Origin of the sequence: Bacillus sp. MYb209 (assembly GCF_002975175.1) — a bacterium.
Classification (GTDB): Bacteria; Bacillota; Bacilli; order Bacillales; family Bacillaceae_G; genus Bacillus_A.
In genome coordinates, this window is sequence record NZ_PCNZ01000025.1 from 24,479 (window position 1) to 46,758 (window position 22,280).

Consider the following 22,280-nt stretch of genomic DNA (forward strand, 5'->3'; position numbering starts at 1 on the left):
CTTGCTCAATTAAAGCACTAGTCTGTTTAACAAAAATCTGGTTTACAGTACGAATTTTTATAGAATTAGAGTGATATTGTTTTATGCTGCAGCTGAAATATCAATCTTATGACTTGCCAGTTTGTTCGCAGAATCCATAAAGATATTTGCAAGATCTATTCCCATATTGAAATCTGTGAAGAATCCAGGGACTTTGGCATCCAATGCTTGTAAATCTTGCGCAATGATTGGAGCGTTTTTCCTTGTTACTTGTACAAGTTCCTCCATCCCAGGTTTTGCTTCATCTATGGAATGCTTCAAACGAATGGAACTATTCACAACTGGTCCTAAATCTTTAACTACACCCGAAAGCCCTTCAGCTAACTTACGATGATTTCCCTCAATTTCACGAAGTCCTTTATTAATCTCATTTTGTGTTTCAATTGTTTTACCTGCAACCACATCTTTTTCAAAAACATAATAGGAATTAAGAAGAATACAAAATTCACCTGGACTATCTGTATTCTTCATTTAATTCCTATTTCTTTGACATGGAGACTTCTTCTTTATTATTAGATCATTTTATTATCAATCTTTTTTATTAATAAAACTATATTTCAAATCCTGATTATTTAATCGTGTACTTGCATACTAAAAAAATAAATCCCTTTGTTTGTCTTAAACAAATATTCTTCATAACAGCATGCATAATAACCTCCTGGATCTAATTTAATCCAATAAACCTCTTCTGGTTCTTGTTTGAATACATTTAATAACTGCTCTATTATATATTCCTTCGAAGTCAATCCATTTAAATCATATCCGTGTGGTATTTTCCCAAACCAAGAAGACTCCCCATTGGGATATTGGCAAATTAGGAATTCTTTTTTCCATTCTTTCAATTGTATGAGTTCTAATGTGTCATTACTAGTAGCGTATGTCGCCTTTTTGGCAAGTTCAAAAATATTGTCCTTTTTATTTTCTGACATAATACTAAGCTCATAATAATTACTTACATATTCGTCTGCATTTATTTCAGCAAAATCGCTTAAGATTTTATTAATTGTATTCATTTTTCACTCCTTTTAAATGTTGTTTTAAAATAAAGTTTGATCAAAAACCTCTTACCAACTCACATAATATGACTCACAAAAAGAATCGATTTTAAAAAAAGATTGATTAAAACCGACTCTTTCCTTAGGATTGCGTGAACAGTTTTATAAAAAAGTTTGTTCATTTTCTGTCTATGTTCCAATACAACTACGCCCGTTTATGAAGTTGCGATTTATTTGATATGCGTACTTTTTAAACCTTAAATGTAGGCCCAGTACCAGCGTTACTTTTCCCCTAGTTACAGCAACGCTGGTACTGGGCCATGTATGAATCATCCCCCATATTCATTATTTTTTATTACCTTAAATTCACCTGATTTATCTACACTAAACAAAACATAACTCTCCTTGCCATCATCTACACCTGAAGAGCTACTTGGCTGCAGTACTATATTATAAATACCTTCTGTTAAAACATTACTTCTGTTAAAATCATTCATTATGCTAAGGATATCTGGTATATTCCCCTTATTTTTTTCTACACTATAATAATAATTAAAGTTCACTACTCCCATATGATAAGAATTGATTTTAGATTCATTCATTTTCAAAGTTTTAATTATTTTTTTCGTGTCTAATTGTTGGCTTTGTTTAAACTTTGTAAGCAATTCTTTTTCCTGTTGTTCATCGATAGTAAAGTTTAAATAGTAATAGAAATTTTGTTTCGCCTTATCAAATGCGTTATTTGATTCACTTAATAAGTTATATTTTTTAATAATTTCATTTGATTGTTTTATAACATCACTATGTTGTTGGACATAAGCGCCTTTAAATATATCTAAGAAGACATACTTATCATCATCTTCATCTATCTCATAAGAATTTCGGTCAACAGTTACATATGTAGTGGTATAATACGGTTTTTTTATTTCTATATAAGTTTGAATACCTGTTCCTCCAAGTCGGTTATCATATGCAGAAAGAATTATAAAATCTCCATCTTTTATCCCATAATGCTCATTTAAGTTATCTCCTACTGGTTTATGGATTTGTATTTTTGTAAAAACATCAGTAAATAAATATAGTAATATTCCACTAAATCCTACTATAAAAATAGTTGCTATTACTTTCTTCACTCTCAGTACACCTGCTTCCTATAACAAATAATACTTTCAACATTGCATATATTATTTAATCACAATTTATATAGATTTATCCTATTTTTTTGTTTTAAATCGACACCTATCCAAATTTTAGGATTGATTAACTTTACTTATCCCATATAAAAGAAATAAAAAATCCATCTAATAAGTCTTTTATCAAGACCCCTTAATTAAAATGGATTTTTTAACTTTATAGAGAATGATTTTTAACTATACATCTCTTGCAGTTTCACTAAATTTTTTTTATGATTTGACAATCCAATTGTAAAACTATTTGGATTCATAACAATATCTCCTTTGTTACCTTTTAATGTAACAGTAACTTTAGACTTTATTAGTCCTCTTTTTACTTTTATACCCTCTACATCTTCAATATCAATTGTTATTTTATTGCCATTAAATTTACCAGTTAACGGATTCAATTCAAGCATCATTATCCTCTTATTAGTAAAGCAAATCACTTGATGTTGATTTTCTAAAAATGCACCAGGACCAAATTTAATATATTCTGATGTTGCCGCCATTTTCATTGTGTAAAAATAATAAAAATACGATTCATCTTCATGTGCTACCTCATTAAATAGTGCATCTAATACATTATTGTTTAACAATTTTTATTCCCCCGATATATTAATAATCCTTACCGTTTATATTGACATAATAAAGTTCTTTAATTTTATCTTCAGAAAAGCAATAGCCTCCCCTCAACAATATGATAGGAGGTTATCAAAGTTATTTAAAATTTTTTTCATTTTAATGGATTCGATTTTTACAAATAATAATGTTGTTTAATTTGAGAAGCGAATACAAAAAACATACTGTTTAATAACTCTTGATTAAGTCTTCACCCTCATATCTAGGATCTTTCTCAACTTTACCATCTTTTGTTTTGATGACTTTTAGTCTACCTAACCACTCTGCTCCGTTATATGTCTTTTCACTTACCCATACATTATGCTTTTTACCGTCTACCTCAACTACTAATGTTGGGTGTGTAAACATGAATTCCTTCTCTACATGCCTACCTACAATTTCTGCATTTAATGATGTACCTTCTTCAACTAGTTTACTATTCTGATACCCCTCGATAATAGGTAATCCAATAAATACAAAGAATATCAGTCCAAATACGATTACTTTCTTCTTTGTACTCCATTTATTCTTTTCTTTCATTTCTTTCTGTCTTGCTTCTTCTCTTTCTCGTTCTTCCAATCTCTCGTTTAAGGCTTCTTCCCATGCATCTAAATATTCTTCGTATTCTTCTTCGATTCTTGCTAGTTTTTCTAGCTGTTCATCGGTTGCTACCATTTCATATGAGTTTTCTTCAACTAAACGAATTTCAATACCCGTTTTTCTTATTTCTTCTAAGTCCTCTTCTGTACCATTTAACTCTCGAATGATTTCCCCTTGTTTGTTAACCAGTTTAGCGTGAATGTTTTTTTTCTCCTTCTTCTTAAACATCTGAACTCCCCCTTATTTGTTTCCTATCATAGATAACCCTATTGCAATTAAGAGAAAGAAAACAATAATAAGGAAAGTCTTTCCTTTGCTTATTTGTGTTTTAGAACCTTCCAAGACAGCCCATATAAGAATTGGGAATAGAAGAATACCAAGGAAAATGTCAACCAGCTTGTTACTACTCTCCTTTGATGGTTTTTCTTCCCCAACTATCGGTTTTATCTGAACAGTTTCTTTTCTTATTAGTTTCGGTTTCTTTTTCTTGCGTCTATGATTCACCCAACATACTCCTTTTAGAATAACCTTTTACTAACTATAAAAATACCAGAATACCCCATTTTTATCATGCTGGATAAAAATTATAATTTTAATTAATACCATTTTTCAAAACATCTATTTTATTTTTGAAATGATCTTATTATTTTTTAACAACTTTATTATTCGCGAACACCATTTATCCTTTTTCTTCCTATCCACCATTAAATTTTACCATAAATTAGAATTAAGATAGAATTTATATAAGATTAATATTAACTCCCCAAAAAATTAGGCATATTTATTTCAATAACTATTTTAACCATTGGAGTGAAGATAAATGAAAAGTTATAAAAATTGGAGTGAGGTCCCCTTAGAACTTGCAAGCAAAACTAAACTTAGTAAAGAAGGTTTAAGGCCCTTAGAAGCTCCTGTGGCTAAGGTTTATCAGAGAGCAAACAAATAAGTATATAGAGCTATATGAACGCTCAAAATCAGGAAAGAAACGGCAGTTGTCTGATAAGCAAAAACTAGCACTATCAAATGCTAGAAAACTAGGTTTAGAGCAGCGAACTTGTAAACAGTGTGATTATGTCGTTCAAAGCAAAACTAAACTGCGTCTAAATCTCTGCCCTAGCTGTTACGAACATCAAGTAATTATGAATCAATTAAAGGAAACAAAATTAAAAATCAAAACATCTATCAATAAAACGTTTATGGATAGAGATCAGTTTGTTATTTTAGATACCGAAACAACTGGACTTACTCTAACAGATCAAATTATCGAGATAAGTGTAATTGATTTAAATGGAAACATCCTATTAAATTCTTTAGTAAATATTCCAGCTGAAGCAGCCTCCATTCACGGTATTACAAATGAAATGGTTCACGATGCACCATCGTGGAAAGCAATATATAAAGAGTTACGTGAAATTACCGTGGGAAAAACTCTACTTATCTATAACGATGAATTTGATATAGGCATGATAGAAAACACCTGTATTGCTAACAATGTAGAATTTAAGAATTTTAAAGCCACATGTATTATGAAAATGTACGCCGATTATGTAGATTCAAAAAGATGGATTTCATTAAGTGATGCAACGGAATTAACTATTAAACACCGAGCAGTCGCTGACTGCTTTGCTGTCCTGGAATTATTACAACAACTCAAAAATAATCAAATAGATTAAAATACTGTATATAGGACTAAATTATTAAAATAAAAATAAGCACATCTTGTTAAAAAACAGATGTGCTTATTTTTTAATTTCTATGCATTTTTACGTTTTAAGAAAATCACTCCACCAACAATTAACAGTAATGCGCCTGCAGCCATAGAGATCCAACTTGTAAGGTTAGTACCTGTTTGCGGTAACCATCCAATTTTAGATTGAATTTCTTTCTTAGGTTGTGGTTGTTCTTTTACTTGCTCTTTAGGTTGCTCTGATGTTGGAGTATTTTTATCTGGATTCGGCTGTTCTGGTTTAGGTTGTTCCGGTTTTACCTCTTTAAATTTCACTGTTTGACCCTTATCTTCAATGTCAACGTGAATAGCAACTAAGACATTGTCTTGATACAGTTCTTCAAACACGACTACTTCTTTACCTTGTAATGCAGAAGCATTAAATGTGAAATCTAGTGTGATAGAACCATTTTTTTCTTTTGCAGTAAACTTGGATTCTGCTGTTACTTCTTTACCATCAACTAATAATGGTTTGTTTGTTGCTTTATCCATTAGTTTACCTTTTACAACGTACTCTTTACCTACAATTAAGTCTTTGTATTCCACTTTATCTTGGATAGTTACAGATTTAGAAGCGTCTAATTCTTTAGAACCATCAGCTTTGTTTGTAGCTGTTGTTTTAATGGAAGGTTCTACAAATCGAACTGTTTGTCCTACATCGTTAATGTCAGCGTGAGTCGCAATTACTTGACCTTCATGTAATAAGTCTTCAAACACGACTACTTCTCTTCCTTGCTGTTCAGCACCAACGAAAGTAAAGTCTAATGTTACAAAACCATTCTTTTCTTTTGCAGTAAACTTAGTCTCAGCTGTTACTTCTTTACCATCAATTAATAATGGTTTGTTAATAGCTTTGTTCATTAGTTTACCTTTTACACTGTACTCTTTACCAACAACTAAGTTAGTATACTCTACTTTGTCTTGGATAGTGATAGAATCGTTTGCATGCATCTCTTTTCCACCATCAGCTTGGTTTGTAGCTGTTGTTTTTACTGATGGCTTAACGAACTTAACAGTTTGACCTTTGTCATTGATATCAGCATGTGTTGTAACAATTTTTCCTTCTTTCAATAACTCTTCGAATACTACTACTTCTTTTTCTTCTAAACCAGTTGCATCAAATGTAAAGTCTAACGTAATAGAACCATTTGCTTCTTTTGGTGTAAACTTAGTTTCAGCTGTTACCTCTTTACCATTTACAACTAATGGTTTATTAGTTTCTTTATCCATTAATTTACCTTTTAAAGTGTACTCTTTACCTACTTGTAGGTCTTTGTATTCCACTTTATCTTGGATTGTTACAGACTTAGAAGTGTGCATTTCTTTTGTACCATCTGTTTTATCAGTAGCTGTTGTTTTTATTGAAGGAATCTTTTCATCTTTGACAATATGTTTAATGATTTGACCATTCTCTTTGATCTCAAAAGAGAACGTTTCTTCATTCAATACATAACCTTTTGGTGCAACAGTTTCTTTATATGTGTATTTTCCAAATGGTAACTTTTCAAATTTAGCGATACCTTTATCGTCTGTTTTTCCTTTTACTACTTCTTTCCCTGCTTCGTTATAAATCGTAAATTCTGCATTTGGAAGCTTGTTGTTTCCATCAGCTACATCTACCTTTGTAATTTCTAGATCACCTTTGATAAGATGATTAACTGCCAATAACTCAATAATTTTTCCATGTTCCTTTATTTCGAACACAATTGGTTCTTTAACAAGAACGTAACCATTTGGAGAAGCCTTTTCTACAAATGAATATTTACCATACGCTAAATCTTTGACGTTAACTTCACCATTTTTATCTGTCTTATATTCGCCAATTACTTTCCCGCTTGCATCTTTTAGCTCGAATACTGCACCTTCTAATTTTTTACTGATATCTTCATTATCTACTTTAAGTAATTTTACACTACCTTTCACTTCTGTATTTTCCACTGTAAAAGTAAGTGTTTTATTGTGTTCTTTAATTTCAAAAGGATACTTTGTTTTATTTCCAATATATCCATTAGGTGTTTTTGTCTCTAAGAAATAATATTTACCATACGTAAGACCATCAACATTTGCAATTCCATTTTCTTTTGTTACTACTTTTTTCACTTCTTTACCATCTTCAGTGAAGACTGTGAATTCAGCATTTGGTAAAACCTTTCCTGAATCACTAAGTTTTTTAATTTCGATGTTACCTTTCACTTTGTTATTTACTACTTGAACAGCTCCTGTTTCCCCTGTCTTAACTTCAATAGTCTGTGGTTTATCACCTGAAACATAACCTGTTGGTGCTTTAATTTCTTTTACTGTGTAAGTACCAATTGGTAAGTTGTTTAATTCTGCAATACCATTAGCACCAGTCGTGATTTTTCCAACTGATTCATTATTTGCATTAAAGACTTCAAATACTGCACCAGCTAGAACTTCCCCATTTTCTCCAACCTTTTTAATTTTTAAAGAACCAGCTGCTTCCCAATTTACTGCAAGATCACTGCTAAGCTTTTCTTCATTTCTTTCTAATAATACTGTAGCATTCTGAACAGTATCCGTGCCGCGGTAAGCAATTGCTTGAACTTTAGTTAAATTAGCAGCAACACTTAGATTAAATTCCCCTGTTTTTGTGTTCTTAGGAATTTGGATACGGAATTTTTCCCCAACTGAAAGCTGATCTTTCACTTCTCCATTTTCACTAACAATTTTAACTCCATTAGGGGCATTTTTCGCTACTACTTTATAAGAACCACTCTTAGCATTTGTTTGTACTGTGTATAGGTTCGTTTCAAAGAACTCACCCTTTAATTCTGCTTTTTGTTTTTCAGCTGGAATCACATTCATAAAAATATCTTGTGTATCTTCACTTTTATTTGCAGCATTAATAATTGCCTTAGCCGCTTTTTCAACATTTTTATTCTCATGCTTTAATTCATTTACATCAAGTTGACCTAATGCATTCCAAACCGCAAGCTGTGTCGCGTAATGTGCTTCATTCTTATTAGCTACTCCCAGCTGTTCTACACTTTTTTGCGGGAAACCATTTAATAGGACTCTATATACTACATTATCTGTTTTCCCCATTTCAGGAAGATCTTCTCCATTTGGTGATTTTAAACCTAGAGTTAAACAATAAGCGATTTGACCGCTTGAATTTTTGATCATTTCAGTTCGAATGTGCTTACCTAGACTATTACTATAACTCCAATCCATTGAATATTTCTCATGCGTCATAACCTCTGCACTAGCCCTTGGTAAAAAAACATTTAGGAATAATGCAAGTACAGAAAGCACTGCCAAAACTCTTACAACAACTCTTCTACCCAATCTAAAAACCTCCCAAACAATATTTGTTTTGCATGATTATTTAAATATTGGAAATAATCACAACAAACCTAAGAACTATTATAAGACAAATAATTACAAATATTAAATCATTTTTCCAAATATTTTTATTTTTTACATTTATTACAATTCATTTTTATATTCACACATTTTGATTTTGAAATTTAAGCACTAATTTTTTAAATCTATTGAATTTCTCTCCTCTTGTTGGTTTTGAATAAAGTTTGATTCAAAGTATGCTATAAATGTTGTTTTTATTAAAGAAGAACTCTTCATATTTAAAAAAAGATTGATCAAAAATAGATTCGTTGTTGTGAATTAATGTACAAATATTGTAATTACTCAGCCCATAGTTAAAAATGCAAGACAAATAGAGGTAATTGCTAAGAAGCACTTCCCCTAAGTTTCAGATGAAATTAAATGATTGAATATTTATATTTAAATAATTGACTATTTATGCTTTAATATTTCTATGTACATAACTGGGATAATTGGGAATTTATATTTAATATCTTTTAAGAAAGGGGAATTTTCTTTATATGGAAACTCCAGAAAATCAATTTAAACGTGCACTTAATCCTTGGTTCTCCATTTGGACAAAACCACGTGATACAATGAAAGAAATTTTTATATCCAAACCAAAGAATGTGTTTTTACTCATTTTATTAGGCTCATTCGTACAGACTTTAGATCGAGCATCTTCTAAAAATGTGGCGGATTTAATAAGTAGTCCATTTTCAATAATCTCAATAGTTATATTCGGTACCTTCGTTGTTTTCTTAACTTATTATTTTTTGCTACCAGCGTTATTTAATTGGGTGGCAAAAAAACTTGGTGGACAAGGTACCTTTGAAAAAACACGTTACTCAGTTGCCTATTCTTATATCCCTTACGTTTATTCTCTTATATTAGTTTGGGTGCCTTCATTTTTCTTGTTTGGGATAGAAAACTTTACGAGTGAGACACCGGAAATGGATAGTAGCATAACTTTAACGATTTTGTTTCTTATTTTTGCCATAATTGATGTAGTTATTGGAATTTGGACAATCATTATTTCCTTAAAATGTTTAGGAGAAGCACACCAATTTTCAGCATGGAAAGCATTATTAACAATAATAGTGTCCTTTATGATTATCATTCTTCCATTGGTAATAATAGTATTTCTTATAGTAGGGGTTATAACCCTTTAATAATTTATTTGCTTCTTATTTATCCAAACGTTTTCTACGTGCTGTTAGTAATATTGACTTGCTGCGGTGTACTAGTGGTTAACACGTGAAAATAGAGATATAAAAGAATTATCGTAACTACTCAGCCAGTAGCTACAAACGCAAGACAAATAGAGGTAATCGCTACGAAGCACTACCTCTCATCTTTAGTTGGGGAAAGATCTAATTCTCCCGTTTCAATCCATTCTTTGGTACATTGAAAAATAGATTTCACTTGTTTTTTTATCGTGCGCATATAACTTCTAATTCGTAAATAATTGCGAGCACCATATTCACTCCGGAACGAACCGCTTATTTTTTGTCGTAGTTTTACTGGGCGTATATCTCGTTCCGCTTGATTATTATTAAATGGAATAGCGGGGTAGAGAAGGAATGCCAAAATCAAGTTTTGATAAGTGCTCAATCGATTTAAGAGATTACGCGCCGGACTTTGCTTCGGTCTTCCGCGGGCGTTCTTTTCTTTTGGGCGAATGGGATTCAATTCTTCTCCTTTTGCGAGAATCGTTTCATATTCTTGATGCAAGTTGACGAGTTTTTGTGAAACTTACTACAACAATATATGATTATTTTGGACTATCTTTGTAATTTATTGTAAAATAATATACATAGAAAGGTATTTTAGGGGAAATGTAGAAAGAGTATGACTTTCAGCTTTTAAAGGGCTAAAGCATATCCTTTTGTTATTTAAAGGGGGATAAAGAAAAGAGTATGAAGGATTTAAAAAGAAAAAGCATTTATGTTTTATTAATAGTTATAGCAATTATGGGGTTAAGTGCTTGTGGTAAAGATCCATCAGATGATTTGCAATCTAAAAAGTGGAATGTCGTTGCTACCAATGGCGAATCATATACAGCGGAATTCGCTAAAAATACAGTTTCTTTCAAGATAGGAGCTTTCACAAGAGGGTTTACATATAAAATTAATAAAGATGAAATTAGTTTAGAAGAAGATGGGAAAGATCCAATTGTATTTGAAGTAAAAAAAGATGGTGATGAATATAAATTTAAGGCAACGACTTCAGCTATTAAAAAGAAATTTGGAGATTTTACGTTATCACCAAGTAAATAGCAAATGAAAAGTCGAGATAAAACTCTGTAATAATTTTACAGAGTTTTTTGTTTGGAATTATATAAGTAATTATTTAAGTAATTTTTACGGTGATACATATTAGTAATATTGTTGGTTGGAAATAAATTTTCAAAACGATTAAACTTTATTTCAAATCCACACCTCTTTCGTCTTTTGCCTCATTACTTGTAACAAAAGTATTACCCTATAAGAACATTGTAATTAAAAATAAGCACAAAAAAGATCCCTTTATACAAAGGAATCTAGTGGTTCAGCTTTTTTTATAGAAACTTCGACTTTATTTCAATTTTACTTCTGTCTTTCTACTTCTAATTTGTTACCTTTACTATCTACCATTCTTAAAGAACCTGCTCTAAAAAACTCAACAGTATAATCTACTACCGCATTCATTTGTCTAGCATCTATCTTCTTACCGTCTTTAACAAATTCAGTAGGAATCATAGTTACTTGCTTCTTGTCTGCATTATATAACCACGTACCTGTCATATGGTTATCTTCATAAGAAGACTTACCAGTATCATCATAAGCCGTGAATGAATTATCTTCTCTAAGGTCTAAACCTTTATGAAACTCAGAACCTCTGTAACTACCCCACGTGCCAAATAACTCTTTACCGTCTGCGGATATTTGCACATTATCATCATCGGTCTTAGAAGTTGAAGGAGTATCAGTTTTTGTCCCTGTACCGAAACCAAGATCGTTTGCTTTTTTTACTGTAGCATCTTCAACTGGTTTGAAACCAGTTTTCCAATAACCATTACCTTCTCTAATTAAATCCATTGATTCTTTTGCTTTTGATTTATCTATGTCTTTAGCATCCGTTTTTGCCATTTTAGCCTGAATTGCATATGCCTTACTATAACAGTCTACCGCCTTTAATATTTCTTTATGTGAGTCTTGATACTCTTTAGGTGCTTCTATTTTATTAAACTTAGTAATAGTCTTTTGTAACTCAGCTTCTTCTTTTACTAACCCTTTTACTAAATCCTTTTCGTCCTTCGTTTTATCTAATGCTATCTCAGTTATGGAAGAAATTTTATTCATTAATTCAGAAGATAAACCCGTCATACGAACTGGATACTGCTCTTTTGATAACTTTTCCTTAGTTTCTGATTTAGACTCTACTTTTTCTTTTGGCTTTGCGTCTGTTTTATCGGTACCACAACCTGCCAATAGCATAATCGGTATCGCTAAAGTTACTAGTTTTTTTGCTTTCATTATGTATCCTCCCCTTAGAAAACATTTCAATTATTTTACATAATGTACCATAACATAAATTATATAAATTAGATATGAAGTTTTCCCATATTTTAGAATAATTTTGAGAGTCTTTACAATTTGTATGCCTCTATAAAATTTAGTTATAACACTAACCTATACCATCTGTTCATTAAGAATTAATCCACTGTATTATGCGTTTAACAATTCCATTGTAAATCAACAGAAAAAACAACTTCCTCATAAATACAATAATTAAACTGAAAATACTACACTAAAAAAGCACTCGAACATTAAAAAGCTGTTCGAGTGCCTTATTCCTACCCAACTCCACATGTGATTTTAAAAAGAACCTCCAATTAAAGTAATGTCAATTATAATAAGTGAAAAGAATAATATATAATCAATCATGCTTCCTGTTCTTGTATATAACGGAAATCTTATTTTCATTTTTAATGGATATAGCAGTTGAATCCCACTAGGAGTGAGTGCATCTAACACTAGATGACTTAATACCCCAATAAACATTCCTATATATATTAAGGGGTACTGGGGAACTAGGTACCAAAGAAGTGCCGTAATACCAAATAGAAAAATTAGACTGTGTGTTATAGTACGGTGACCAAAAGTTTTATTGATTCCCCAAGATAATAAAGGTATTTTTCTTCCTAAAGTAGATCCTTGATGACAAATATCTGGTATTAATGCCCCAATTATTGATGTGGCCGTTAATAAATATGAATCGTCCCCTATTCCCGCATAATTATGTGCAATTAAAGCAAATGCTGCTCCTGCCGCTACATGAGTCGGTCCTCTCAATTGTATCCTCCTTTCTATTATTCAAGTTTTATCTTAACAGTTGGCGAAAATATAATATCCTTTCACCCAACGCTCTTTTAACCATCTCAGTTTATATTCCATACTTGGTGTATAAGTTGCTGCAGAATCCATTAAGTTATATCTATCTAAAATTTCCAAACATCTTTTAGGGTTAGTTAAAGCATTTATAAATTCCAAGTCCTCGCTTTCGAGAGAATTCCATACAATGCCTTTAAAATTAATCGGCAGCAGTTCTAATATCATATCTCTATCCAAACCTGATGTTTCTAAGAAATTTTGAAGATAAGAGAGAGATAAGTAACTCCAGTTTGTACTTTGGTATTCTTTCCCTAAAAATGTATATCGATCTAGGTCGTTACAATTTAATTCATAACTTTTTATTGCTTCTATTCCCCATTTCATCTTTTTCCCCCACAATCATTATTCCCAGAATCGACTAATAAGTATGTTCACAAATTTCTACCAGTTACCTTTAAACATCATAATGGACTTCTATATTCCTTCTTTTCACATAATGAATATATAGGTAGCACGAACAAATCATATTTATTATCATCGTAGAAAAACTATAAAACACATTGACTCCTAAAACATCACAGAATAATAAAGCAACCATGCTTAAAACATAAAGAAATAATAATCTATCAAAAATAGACAAATGTCATTTCTCCCTTTTCTTAAGATTAATATTATGTAATCGTTGCTTTTTGTAATCTCCTCTGGATCTTCCCCAAAAAAGGATTCCTAGATTAAAAATTATTGCTATAACTATCATAAGAATCGCAAACTAAACTGGATTCACTTTTCTACAGATCCCCCTTTAATTATAAAGATAAAAAAACTTTTTACTTAACAGATGAATAAAGGTACCTTCCTTGTCCTTCACTTTAAATATATACAAATAAATCTACGAAACTAAGAACCGATAAAACAATATCAGCATATTCTCAATTCAAAATAGAAACAAGCGTAAGCAATAGGTTCAAATCATTATTAATTAATTACATTCAATAAAATGAAACTTTAATCATTGGGGGTTTTGTTCATCCCCACTGATTATTAGTTGAACCATTCGGGCTTTTGCGGGTGTAAGACTCCTACCTAACTTCCTCACATACGCCGAATTTTGCGGTGGAATCCTTACAGCCCGTTAATGTCGGTTAAAACTCTTAAGCCTAGTAAAATAATATCTAAATTAGGTCAGACTTAATAATTCTGCTTGGAGTTCAATTGTCCTTATAAAAACATATTTTCTAGTTTATTTTTGGGTGTTACAGTCTCAAAACCTCGAAAACAACGATTTTTTTGAAGAAGTAAATAGAATCTTGTTGAGAAATATTTTTCTAGATACCTGAATATTAACAATTTTGATACAATAATGAGAAATCGCACAATATATAATAGGAGGGTTTTATATGGGAGCTGCAACAGTAGCATTAAGTGAAATTACAGAGCTTTTAAGTAACTGGCATGATTCTATTCGTGTACTTGATCATGAAAAATCAATTAATTTATTTGGAGAAATACAAAATAAGATTGATAAAATTGACGAAAACCAAAACGTACTTTTATATTACTCTTTATTAGAGTTTAGACATAACATGTTAAACAAAGATTATGAGGGTTCAAAAAAATCACTTGAAAAAATTGAAGATTTTAATAAACCAAGTGAAGAACTTTTGAATTACTATTACAATTTCTTTAAGGCAATTCATAACACAGAAATTGGAGAATATAAAAAAGCTGGTGAGTATTTTGATAAGGCAAAACAATTAATCGCAAATATCCCTGATGAGATTGAGAAAGCAGAATTCTATTATAAAGCAGCTGCTTTTTACTATCAGGTAAGACAACCTTTAGAAGCAGTGAAGTATGCAAACCGCGCTTTAAAATTCTTCGAACCTGAAACAGGATATGAACTTAATATAGCAGCTTGTAATAACATCCTTGGATTAACATGTACTTCACTTAAGCAATATGAATACGCGGAAGAATACTTTATAAAGGCTTTAGATATCGTTACTAAAAAACAGAATACCTTGTTAGGGCTTAAAATTAGACATAATCTAGGTTTTCTATATGCTGAGCAGGATCTTTCAGAAGCAGCTATACGAAACCTAACAACAGCTATGGTTACTCCGGAAAAAAGTTATAAAGCTATTTTCCTTATTGCAAGAGAAAATTACAAACTGGGAAATACAGAAGAGTCATTAAAATTTATTAAAACTGGGTTAGATGCATGCGATCATATCAATAACACGGAATATAAACATCACTTCTTAATATTAAGTGCCCTTAACTCAAAAGAATCTACAGAAAAGTACGGAAATTTAATCGCAGAAGGAATTGAGTACTTTGAGCAAGAAGGTTTATTAGGGTTCGTTCATGACTATTCTAAACAATTGGCTTTAAAATACTACTCATCTAACCAGCAAGATAAAGCAAACCAATATTTCTTTAAGTCACACGAAGCCGAAGAAAAACTACGTAAAAAGGAGGCACTAAAATAATGAAGAAAGTAATTCAAGTTTTAGGTATCACTCTAGGATTAGTAGCCGTTTTTGGTTTTAGTTTTACTTCAAACAACACAACACAAAATGCTGAACATGGAGAAACATTTGCACCAAAAGTACAGGATAGCTCTATCCATTACGTAATGAGAGAACATGGAGAAACATTTTAATACTTAAAAAGAGCCATACCATCATATATGGCTCTTTTTTTATTACATTAAGTTGTACTCTTGTGTCTTTAAGTTCATATATTCAGCTGAATCCATCAGGCTTTTACGAGCGGTTGATCTCCCACCTAACTTCTTTGCTTCGGCCCAATTTTATGCTGGGAGTTTCACTGTCCACAAATCGCGGAATAAACTATTATGTAGAAAGGGTGTAATTTAAAAGAAACATTTTGTTCAATCGTCTAAAAGAACAAGATAAAAAGCCTAACTCATATTAGTAATTTTTCCTGTTTCTGTTGATAAATATAAAAATACTGCCTAGCACACTTAATGAAAGCACAAAATATAACAATAAATCAGGTAGAAATTCTGAAGGAACAATATCTATCGATTGAAAAATAATAATAGCAATGATACCTAAATATAGGATGTTGTACAACAAATTATTTGTTTTATATTGAATTTCTCTCCCTCTTTCGTCTTTTGCTTCATCACTTGATTGAAATTTTATTACATACATCTGACTGATGAATATTAAAACTAAAAATAAAGATTTTAACCACAACATATGTCTCACTCCTCCTGATAATCGAACACGTCAGTTATTGACTTTTCAAATATATTTGCAATTTTAAAAGCAAGAATTAGAGAAGGATTATATTTATTTTTTTCAAGAGTAGCGATAGTTTGACGACTAACACCTACTCTTTTTGCCAGTTCTTCTTGAGTCCAACCTTTTTCTGCTCGACAAACGACAATTTTATTATGTAACAATAGCAACACCTCTTGAAAGTATTGTAATTTATTTCTTACAATTCGTAAAGTATTTTTGACAAAATGTTTTTTGTAATTAAAAATACGCACAAAAAATATCCCTTTATACAAAGGGATAAAGCGGTGCAACTTTTTTATAAACGGTATAACTTTCTTTAAAACGGTACATCTTTTTTATAAACAGTACGACTTTATTTCAAAGGTACATTTGTTATTAAGTTTGATAATTTTGGCAAGCAAATAGTGAAGATTAGCTCCCTGTTCAGTATTATCTACATTTACTACATAAAATTTCGTTTGCTATCTTAGCTAATACTTTATCTAATTGTCCAACAGGCATAATTTTGTCTTCGGATAATACTAAAGAAACTGCAAATCGTTCACCACGTTCAATTGTTTTACCACATTGTGAACATACTAAATTTACATCTTTAAAATGATTTATTAATGTATCTAACATATTATTTATTCCTCCTGTTTAATTATTTAATATAAATATATATAAATATCATTATTTTCATTATACAAAATTAAAAAGAAAAGATGGAGTGAAATTCCAATTCACACCATCTTTAACAACAACTTTTTTATAAATCCGCAATAAAACTTTTTTCAAAACGTCGCGACTTTATTATAAACATCGCATCTTTTTTATGTTCATTAGCCATTTAGTATATCGAAAAATGCTGTAGAATTTACCTATTCTATTATAACCGTATAAAACATGATTTTAAGATGAAATATTGCATATTAAAATGTATTGATGTAAGTTAATACACTTAATATAATGAGAGTATAAGATTTACTACATCATATAAAAAGGAGGAAATGATTATGGAAATCGCAATGGCAGTTTTAAAATTCGTAGGTGGAGCAATTCCATTAGTTCAAGAACTTTTAAAAGCATTTATGTAAGCTTATTACTCCGCAATTATTTATAAAAATTATCAGAAAAATGATCTGTATATCAAAAATAAATTTATGTGCAGATCATTTGTCTGATAAAACTTTAAACAAGAAAAAGAATCCCAGAAATCATAAGGGATTCTTTTTCTTTATGTGTAATTATGCCTGTAACGTTCTCCTACCCATAAGTGGGGTTATGTAAACTTATATAAACAGCTTATTTATAACGTAAAAAAACTGAAAATTCATGATATAATAGCCCTTATAATATCCATAATTCGGAAAAAATGTTAGGAGGGAATTTATGCAACCATTTGTTGGACAAAAAATAATTAATTATAAAACAATAGACAAACTGTTTATAATTTTAATTTTACTATCGAGTGCTTTAACTTTTAGTATCGGTCAATATTTATATGTTACATTCTTCTTATTAGGGATTATGTTTATATATAGAAGCATAAGAGATTTTAATTTAAATGTTTCATATATAATTATTGGTCTTGAATTAGTATTAGGTGTATTTTTAACTATATATATGGCATTTAATTATTTAGTTGCTTAGATGAAAATATAAAAAAGAATACCGCCTTTAAAGGTGGTATTCTTTTTTGAACAGCTCCCTGTCAAGTAGACAGTGGAAATAATAAAAATACTTTAAGCGGCTTGAACTCTGTATTCCAATGGGCTTAAGCCGTTTAATCTTTCTTGGTAACGTTCGTTATTGTAAAACTGGATATAATCATCTATTGCTTGTTGTAACGCTTCAAATGTTTCATATTTATGTAGGTAATATTTTTCACATTTCAATGTTCCCCAAAACGATTCCATTGGTCCATTATCTATACATTTTCCTACACGGGACATGCTATGAATCATGTTTGCTTTTTCTATTTTTCTCTTAAACCCATGTGACGTATATTGATACCCTCGATCACTATGAATCAATGGTTTTTCATTCTCTTTTAATATAGTGATGGCTTGGGCCAATGTTTGAAATACCAATTTATTATTGTTTGAATGACCCAATACATAGCTAATAATAGAGCCATCATAAAGATCTAAAATGGCGCTTAAATATGTTTTTCTTCCGTTTCTTAATTTGAACTCTGTGACATCTGTTACCCATTTTTCATTAGGCTTGCTTGCAGTAAATTCACGATTGAGGCGATTTTCAGCGACATATTGCGCTGACGAGGGAACATAGCGTTTTCTTTTTCGACGAATCACGGACTGTAATCCAGCGATGTGCATTAAGCGATAAATGCGTTTATGGTATCTTCTATTAATATTTAATTTCATTCTTCGATACCCATAAATGCCTCCTACTTGTTCATAAATAGCTTGAATATCTTGAAGAATTGATTCATTTTCTAACTCTCTAGCTGTTGGCGTACGTTGTAGCCATTTGTAATAAGCGGCACGAGATACACCGGCAATTTCACATAAAAGGATCACTGGCAGATTTTCGTTCGCATGTAAATCTTGAATTGCTTTATATTTATTTTGTAGACGAATGCTTGTTAACGACGCCTCCTTTCGAGTTCCTCTAACTTTTTTAAAAAAGCATTTTCTGCACGTAATCGTTCATTTTCTCGCTCTAAACGTTTCATTTCCAGCTTAAACTTTTCTTCATCTGTTAATTCATATTCCTCTTTCTTTCGACCACGTTTGTCTTGTGGTGCCTTTTCACCATGTGCTTCAAACTTCTTGACCCATTGATATACCTGTTGATAAGAAACTTCATAGCTTTTGGCTGCGAGTTGATAGCTTTTCTGATGTTGTATACAGTAATTTACAATTTGAATTCGTTCTTCTAATGTTGTTTTTCTTCTACTTGTCATAGAGTTTTTCATTCCTTTACCAGTATCATTTAATTCTCTATGACTATTATACTTTTTAATCCATTTTCCTAAAACCGCAGTACTGGATATATTGTATTTTTGGATAACCTTGCTTAACGAATAGTGTCCTGATAGATAATCATTGACCGCTGCTAACTTTAGCTCTTTTGAATAAGACTTCCAAGAAGTCGCCTCTGTTAAACCGTCTTCACCATTCATTTCATATCTTCTCTTCCAATCTCTAATCGTACCAGGATCAACAGAAAACTTAGCTGTAATGTCAGCTATTGAATGATGACCATCTTTATAAAGAGTTAAAATAGCCAGTTTTTCAGCTTTAGAATACTTTATTCGAGCCATAGAAAATACTCCCCTTAGATAAACAAATTTTATTTTTTATCTGTCTACCTAATGGGGAGCATATCAAGATTGATCAAAATAGATTCTTATTCAGTATATTTAAGTTTGGGCTTTATAAAAAAGTTCAATCACTTTCAAGGTATCTAGAGTTTATTCTCGACTTAGCTTATAACATCAATTGAGTACACATACAATTTTGTAAATTATGCGGGACATAACCAAAATGAAATGTAAGCAACTCTAAATCAAGTTAATGAACTAATATTTTGTTTTTCTGTAAATTCGGGTTTTTCCTTCATACTACGATGTATCATATTAAATAAAATTGAAGCCAAAACCCCTATCGCTAAAAATATTAACCAACACCAGGAAATATGGTTGAATTTATTTAACCAAGCTCCAAGATAATTTCCTAAAGAACCTCCAAAAGCCCAACAGGCTTGAAACATTCCGAAAAACAAACCTGCAGGTTTGTTAGCACTAAATTGTGCCACCGTCATTTCAGCTCCTGGCAGTACCAGTGTTTCTCCTAACGTATAAAGAAAAATACAAAATAGCATCCAATAAATAGATGACATGAGAGGAATCATCCCTATTGCTACTCCCATAATCAAGACACCCAGCTTCACCATAATCATAGGATCTTGATTAATAAATAATTTTCTTAAAAAAAACATTAAGAGTAATCCTGAAACCCCATTTATTATGAAAATGGAACTCACTAATTGTTTATCACCAGATAAATCATATGCTTTAATTGGAAATGAAATATTTAATTGAGCAAACATGATCCAAAACAAAGGCATTATGCATATAAATAATACAAACGATTTATTTGAAATAGCGGCTTTCAAACTTAATAATACTTTTTGATTATCCTTAATAGTTCTAGGATATCTACTGCGATAGATAAAAAGAATAAAAGATAAAACTAACATAGCAATACCTGCGATAGTAAATGGGTATACTGGATCAAACTTAACCAATAATGCTCCAACTAACGGACCTATAATCACTCCTGTGTTAAGCATTTGGTTAAAGTAAGTAAATATTTTTTTTCGAACTGTTTCTTTTTGCGATGTAAAGAAAGCAGTCACAGAAGGATCAAATAATGCTCCTCCAAAGCCAATTAAAAATGCTGCAATAGCCACAGACCAAAAACTGTTAGCAAAAACAAACGCCCCAAATCCTAATGCTCTTACCATCACTCCTAAAATTACATTTACTGTATGACTTACACGATCACCTATAAAACCTGTAAATACTGGTAGCCCACGCTGTGAAACGAGGATTGTAGTTAAAATAGTCCCCACTTCCCAAGAAGAGAAGTGGAGATCATTTGTTAAATGCAGTGCTAAAAAAGGCATAATCATAAAACTGCCTGTATTCATAAATAACACAGCTGTAAGTAATATCTTGATGGGAACAGGAATTCTTGTATTAATCATTTATTGTTACTCCCTTCCTCTTTCTTCTAAATTTACTGTAACACTTAGTTTTATTATGTAATCTCCTGTATAGTGCTAATTTACATTTTTAAAATATTGGGTAAAAATAAAAATTTTTAGAACACTTTCATTTATGCATTATTGTGTATAGTACAACTTTCATAAAGTGATCATGGTAATCTTGATTATTAGTTAAAATACTTCTTATTAACTTAAGAGTCTCATAACACATTACATCACCACCTTAAAAGTCTAATTATCATTCGATATTGTTAACCTTCTTTAAAGTTTAATGGTTAACATTTTCTTTCATTATGTTACCAATGATTGTATAATAAAGTCAATGTTACAAATTAAGAGGTGAACAGGATTGATTAATAATCAAGTAGCACCAGGGGAGCTAGAAATTGTCCGTAGTTTCTTAAATACTTGGGAGATTCCAAATGATACACGTAAACCATTAGAACATTTAAATTGTGAAGAAGATATTAAATGTTTTATATCAAAGAATTTTAGTGGTATTAGATTTTCTGGTAAGCTAGAGGATGTGCATCGATTTCGGAAAGATGTTCGCATGTCATTAGAAACAAATAATGTTGATAATTTAACCAAGTGGTTAACAAATTACCCTATACATATATCTATTTTAGATGTTGATAATATTCAATATAATGCTATTAAAAAACATGACTTTTTTAGTGGGATTTTGATTATAATTGTTAAGAGCATCTCCTTAAGTCAGTGGAAGCGTCTTAAAGCATGTCCAGATTGCAAATGGGTTTTTTATGATAATTCTCGAAATGGAAGTAAACGTTGGTGTGGTATGTATGCATCCGAACCAAAAGGGAGATCATGTGGTACCATAGCAAAAGTGCAACGACATCGAAAAAAGAATAAAGCTAGTTCAAAGGTATAGGAATAAATATTTTTGTGTGTAAATATATAACGTAGAATAAGAATAACAAAAGATTCCTAATGACACCTCCTTCCTTATGTTGTCAATGCAAACACTTAACAAATGAACACTTTCTGATTTTAGACAGACTGATTTTGTAAAAATTTTTCGTATAAACCCATATTTTTAAATACAGAAAACGAATCCATTTTGAAAAAAGATTAATCAAAATGGATTCGTTTCTTTTTGAATGAGTATTCCATTTTATAAAAAAGTTTAATTAAAACTCACTTAGAATTCTTTAATAAAAAAAGAGCAAAACAGTACAACTTTTTTACAAACAGTCAAACTTTTTCAAAACGGTATGACTTTTTTATAAACAGTGCAACTTTATTTTAAATCTACAGGAACTGGTTAAAATGTGTCCAAATTATGTCTAAACGTACAATTTTCCCGAAATGATATGGTGACCCCATGCCCATCAACTTAAGAATTCAGAATTACCCCAAAACGAAAA

The 22,280-nt window shown here is 30.9% G+C and carries 21 protein-coding genes and 3 pseudogenes; 8 read left to right on the plus strand and 16 right to left on the minus strand.

The genetic code is table 11. From position 1 onward, the window contains the following. Positions 1-84: 84 nt before the first annotated feature. The 6 genes and pseudogenes from CQZ94_RS24515 to CQZ94_RS24540 all read right to left on the minus strand — a co-directional run. Positions 85-444 (minus strand): annotated as a pseudogene (locus CQZ94_RS24515) (S-layer protein); the annotation flags it as partial. Between the two features lie 167 nt (positions 445-611). Next, positions 612-1,052, minus strand: coding sequence for a hypothetical protein (locus tag CQZ94_RS24520; protein ID WP_105587501.1), 441 nt, complete (start codon positions 1,050-1,052; stop codon positions 612-614). A 311-nt stretch (positions 1,053-1,363) separates the two neighbouring features. Beyond that, a complete protein-coding gene (locus CQZ94_RS24525) occupies positions 1,364-2,167 on the minus strand; it encodes a hypothetical protein (protein ID WP_105587502.1) in 804 nt (267 codons plus the stop codon). Positions 2,168-2,400: 233 nt separating this feature from the next. Beyond that, positions 2,401-2,805, minus strand: a complete 405-nt coding sequence (locus tag CQZ94_RS24530) for a PH domain-containing protein (RefSeq protein ID WP_105587504.1) — start codon at positions 2,803-2,805, stop codon at positions 2,401-2,403. 211 nt (positions 2,806-3,016) lie between these two features. Further along, positions 3,017-3,655 carry a hypothetical protein gene (locus CQZ94_RS24535; RefSeq protein ID WP_105587505.1) on the minus strand — a complete coding sequence of 213 codons (639 nt, stop codon included), beginning with the start codon at positions 3,653-3,655 and terminating at the stop codon, positions 3,017-3,019. Positions 3,656-3,667: 12 nt separating this feature from the next. Then, on the minus strand, positions 3,668-3,931 hold the full coding sequence (locus CQZ94_RS24540; RefSeq protein ID WP_105587507.1) for a hypothetical protein: 264 nt from the start codon (positions 3,929-3,931) through the stop codon (positions 3,668-3,670). Positions 3,932-4,419: 488 nt separating this feature from the next. Between CQZ94_RS24540 and CQZ94_RS24545 the strand changes: the two genes are divergently transcribed. Continuing rightward, positions 4,420-5,100 carry a 3'-5' exonuclease gene (locus CQZ94_RS24545; protein WP_105587508.1) on the plus strand — a complete coding sequence of 227 codons (681 nt, stop codon included), beginning with the start codon at positions 4,420-4,422 and terminating at the stop codon, positions 5,098-5,100. An 80-nt stretch (positions 5,101-5,180) separates the two neighbouring features. On the opposite strand, the gene CQZ94_RS24550 is transcribed toward CQZ94_RS24545, so the two are convergent. Further along, a complete protein-coding gene (locus CQZ94_RS24550) occupies positions 5,181-8,462 on the minus strand; it encodes a VaFE repeat-containing surface-anchored protein (protein ID WP_105587510.1) in 3,282 nt (1,093 codons plus the stop codon). Positions 8,463-9,019: 557 nt separating this feature from the next. On the opposite strand from CQZ94_RS24550, the gene CQZ94_RS24555 reads away from it, so the two are divergent. After that, complete coding sequence (locus tag CQZ94_RS24555) at positions 9,020-9,670, plus strand: Yip1 family protein (RefSeq protein WP_105587512.1); 651 nt, start codon at positions 9,020-9,022, stop codon at positions 9,668-9,670. 306 nt (positions 9,671-9,976) lie between these two features. Here CQZ94_RS24555 and CQZ94_RS32455 read toward each other — a convergent pair. Beyond that, positions 9,977-10,232 (minus strand): annotated as a pseudogene (locus CQZ94_RS32455) (IS66 family transposase); the annotation flags it as partial. Positions 10,233-10,417: 185 nt separating this feature from the next. Here CQZ94_RS32455 and CQZ94_RS24565 point away from each other — a divergent pair. Continuing rightward, a complete protein-coding gene (locus CQZ94_RS24565) occupies positions 10,418-10,777 on the plus strand; it encodes a hypothetical protein (protein WP_105587515.1) in 360 nt (119 codons plus the stop codon). Positions 10,778-11,086: 309 nt separating this feature from the next. Here the strand turns inward: CQZ94_RS24565 and CQZ94_RS24570 are convergent, their stop codons facing one another. The 3 genes from CQZ94_RS24570 to CQZ94_RS24580 all read right to left on the minus strand — a co-directional run bounded on the left by CQZ94_RS24570 (position 11,087) and on the right by CQZ94_RS24580 (position 13,258). Next, positions 11,087-12,016, minus strand: a complete 930-nt coding sequence (locus CQZ94_RS24570; protein WP_105587517.1) for a DUF3994 domain-containing protein — start codon at positions 12,014-12,016, stop codon at positions 11,087-11,089. 342 nt (positions 12,017-12,358) lie between these two features. Further along, entirely contained in the window at positions 12,359-12,835 is a 477-nt protein-coding gene (locus CQZ94_RS24575) for a metal-dependent hydrolase (protein WP_105587518.1), read from the minus strand. Positions 12,836-12,868: 33 nt separating this feature from the next. Continuing rightward, entirely contained in the window at positions 12,869-13,258 is a 390-nt protein-coding gene (locus CQZ94_RS24580; protein WP_105587520.1) for a hypothetical protein, read from the minus strand. Positions 13,259-14,271: 1,013 nt separating this feature from the next. On the opposite strand from CQZ94_RS24580, the gene CQZ94_RS24585 reads away from it, so the two are divergent. Continuing rightward, positions 14,272-15,366 (plus strand): Rap family tetratricopeptide repeat protein, encoded by a 1,095-nt coding sequence (locus tag CQZ94_RS24585; RefSeq protein ID WP_105587521.1) that lies wholly within the window; start codon positions 14,272-14,274, stop codon positions 15,364-15,366. After that, positions 15,366-15,539 carry a hypothetical protein gene (locus CQZ94_RS31345; RefSeq protein WP_181149544.1) on the plus strand — a complete coding sequence of 58 codons (174 nt, stop codon included), beginning with the start codon at positions 15,366-15,368 and terminating at the stop codon, positions 15,537-15,539. The genes CQZ94_RS24585 and CQZ94_RS31345 overlap by 1 nt, the downstream gene beginning before the upstream one ends. A gap of 271 nt (positions 15,540-15,810) precedes the next feature. Here the strand turns inward: CQZ94_RS31345 and CQZ94_RS24590 are convergent, their stop codons facing one another. The 3 genes from CQZ94_RS24590 to CQZ94_RS24600 all read right to left on the minus strand — a co-directional run bounded on the left by CQZ94_RS24590 (position 15,811) and on the right by CQZ94_RS24600 (position 16,770). Beyond that, entirely contained in the window at positions 15,811-16,104 is a 294-nt protein-coding gene (locus tag CQZ94_RS24590; RefSeq protein ID WP_002192061.1) for a hypothetical protein, read from the minus strand. A gap of 5 nt (positions 16,105-16,109) precedes the next feature. Then, on the minus strand, positions 16,110-16,310 hold the full coding sequence (locus CQZ94_RS24595) for a helix-turn-helix transcriptional regulator (RefSeq protein WP_002094847.1): 201 nt from the start codon (positions 16,308-16,310) through the stop codon (positions 16,110-16,112). 268 nt (positions 16,311-16,578) lie between these two features. Continuing rightward, positions 16,579-16,770, minus strand: a complete 192-nt coding sequence (locus CQZ94_RS24600) for a hypothetical protein (protein WP_105587522.1) — start codon at positions 16,768-16,770, stop codon at positions 16,579-16,581. 275 nt (positions 16,771-17,045) lie between these two features. Between CQZ94_RS24600 and CQZ94_RS32270 the strand changes: the two are divergent. Both CQZ94_RS32270 and CQZ94_RS24605 read left to right on the plus strand, forming a co-directional pair. After that, positions 17,046-17,225 (plus strand): annotated as a pseudogene (locus CQZ94_RS32270) (hypothetical protein). A gap of 295 nt (positions 17,226-17,520) precedes the next feature. Next, a complete protein-coding gene (locus CQZ94_RS24605; RefSeq protein WP_105587523.1) occupies positions 17,521-17,781 on the plus strand; it encodes a hypothetical protein in 261 nt (86 codons plus the stop codon). 92 nt (positions 17,782-17,873) lie between these two features. On the opposite strand, the gene CQZ94_RS24610 is transcribed toward CQZ94_RS24605, so the two are convergent. Together CQZ94_RS24610 and CQZ94_RS24615 are read right to left on the minus strand one after the other, a co-directional pair. Continuing rightward, positions 17,874-19,420 (minus strand): IS3 family transposase gene (locus CQZ94_RS24610; protein WP_105587525.1). Its coding sequence is split into 2 segments (ribosomal slippage): positions 17,874-18,787 and positions 18,787-19,420, totalling 1,548 coding nucleotides; the frame shifts between segments, so codons are not numbered across the junction. A 245-nt stretch (positions 19,421-19,665) separates the two neighbouring features. Continuing rightward, a complete protein-coding gene (locus tag CQZ94_RS24615) occupies positions 19,666-20,868 on the minus strand; it encodes an MFS transporter (RefSeq protein ID WP_105587527.1) in 1,203 nt (400 codons plus the stop codon). 370 nt (positions 20,869-21,238) lie between these two features. Here CQZ94_RS24615 and CQZ94_RS24620 point away from each other — a divergent pair, with 370 nt between their 5' ends. Then, positions 21,239-21,784 (plus strand): CGNR zinc finger domain-containing protein, encoded by a 546-nt coding sequence (locus CQZ94_RS24620; RefSeq protein ID WP_105587528.1) that lies wholly within the window; start codon positions 21,239-21,241, stop codon positions 21,782-21,784. Positions 21,785-22,280: the final 496 nt, after the last annotated feature.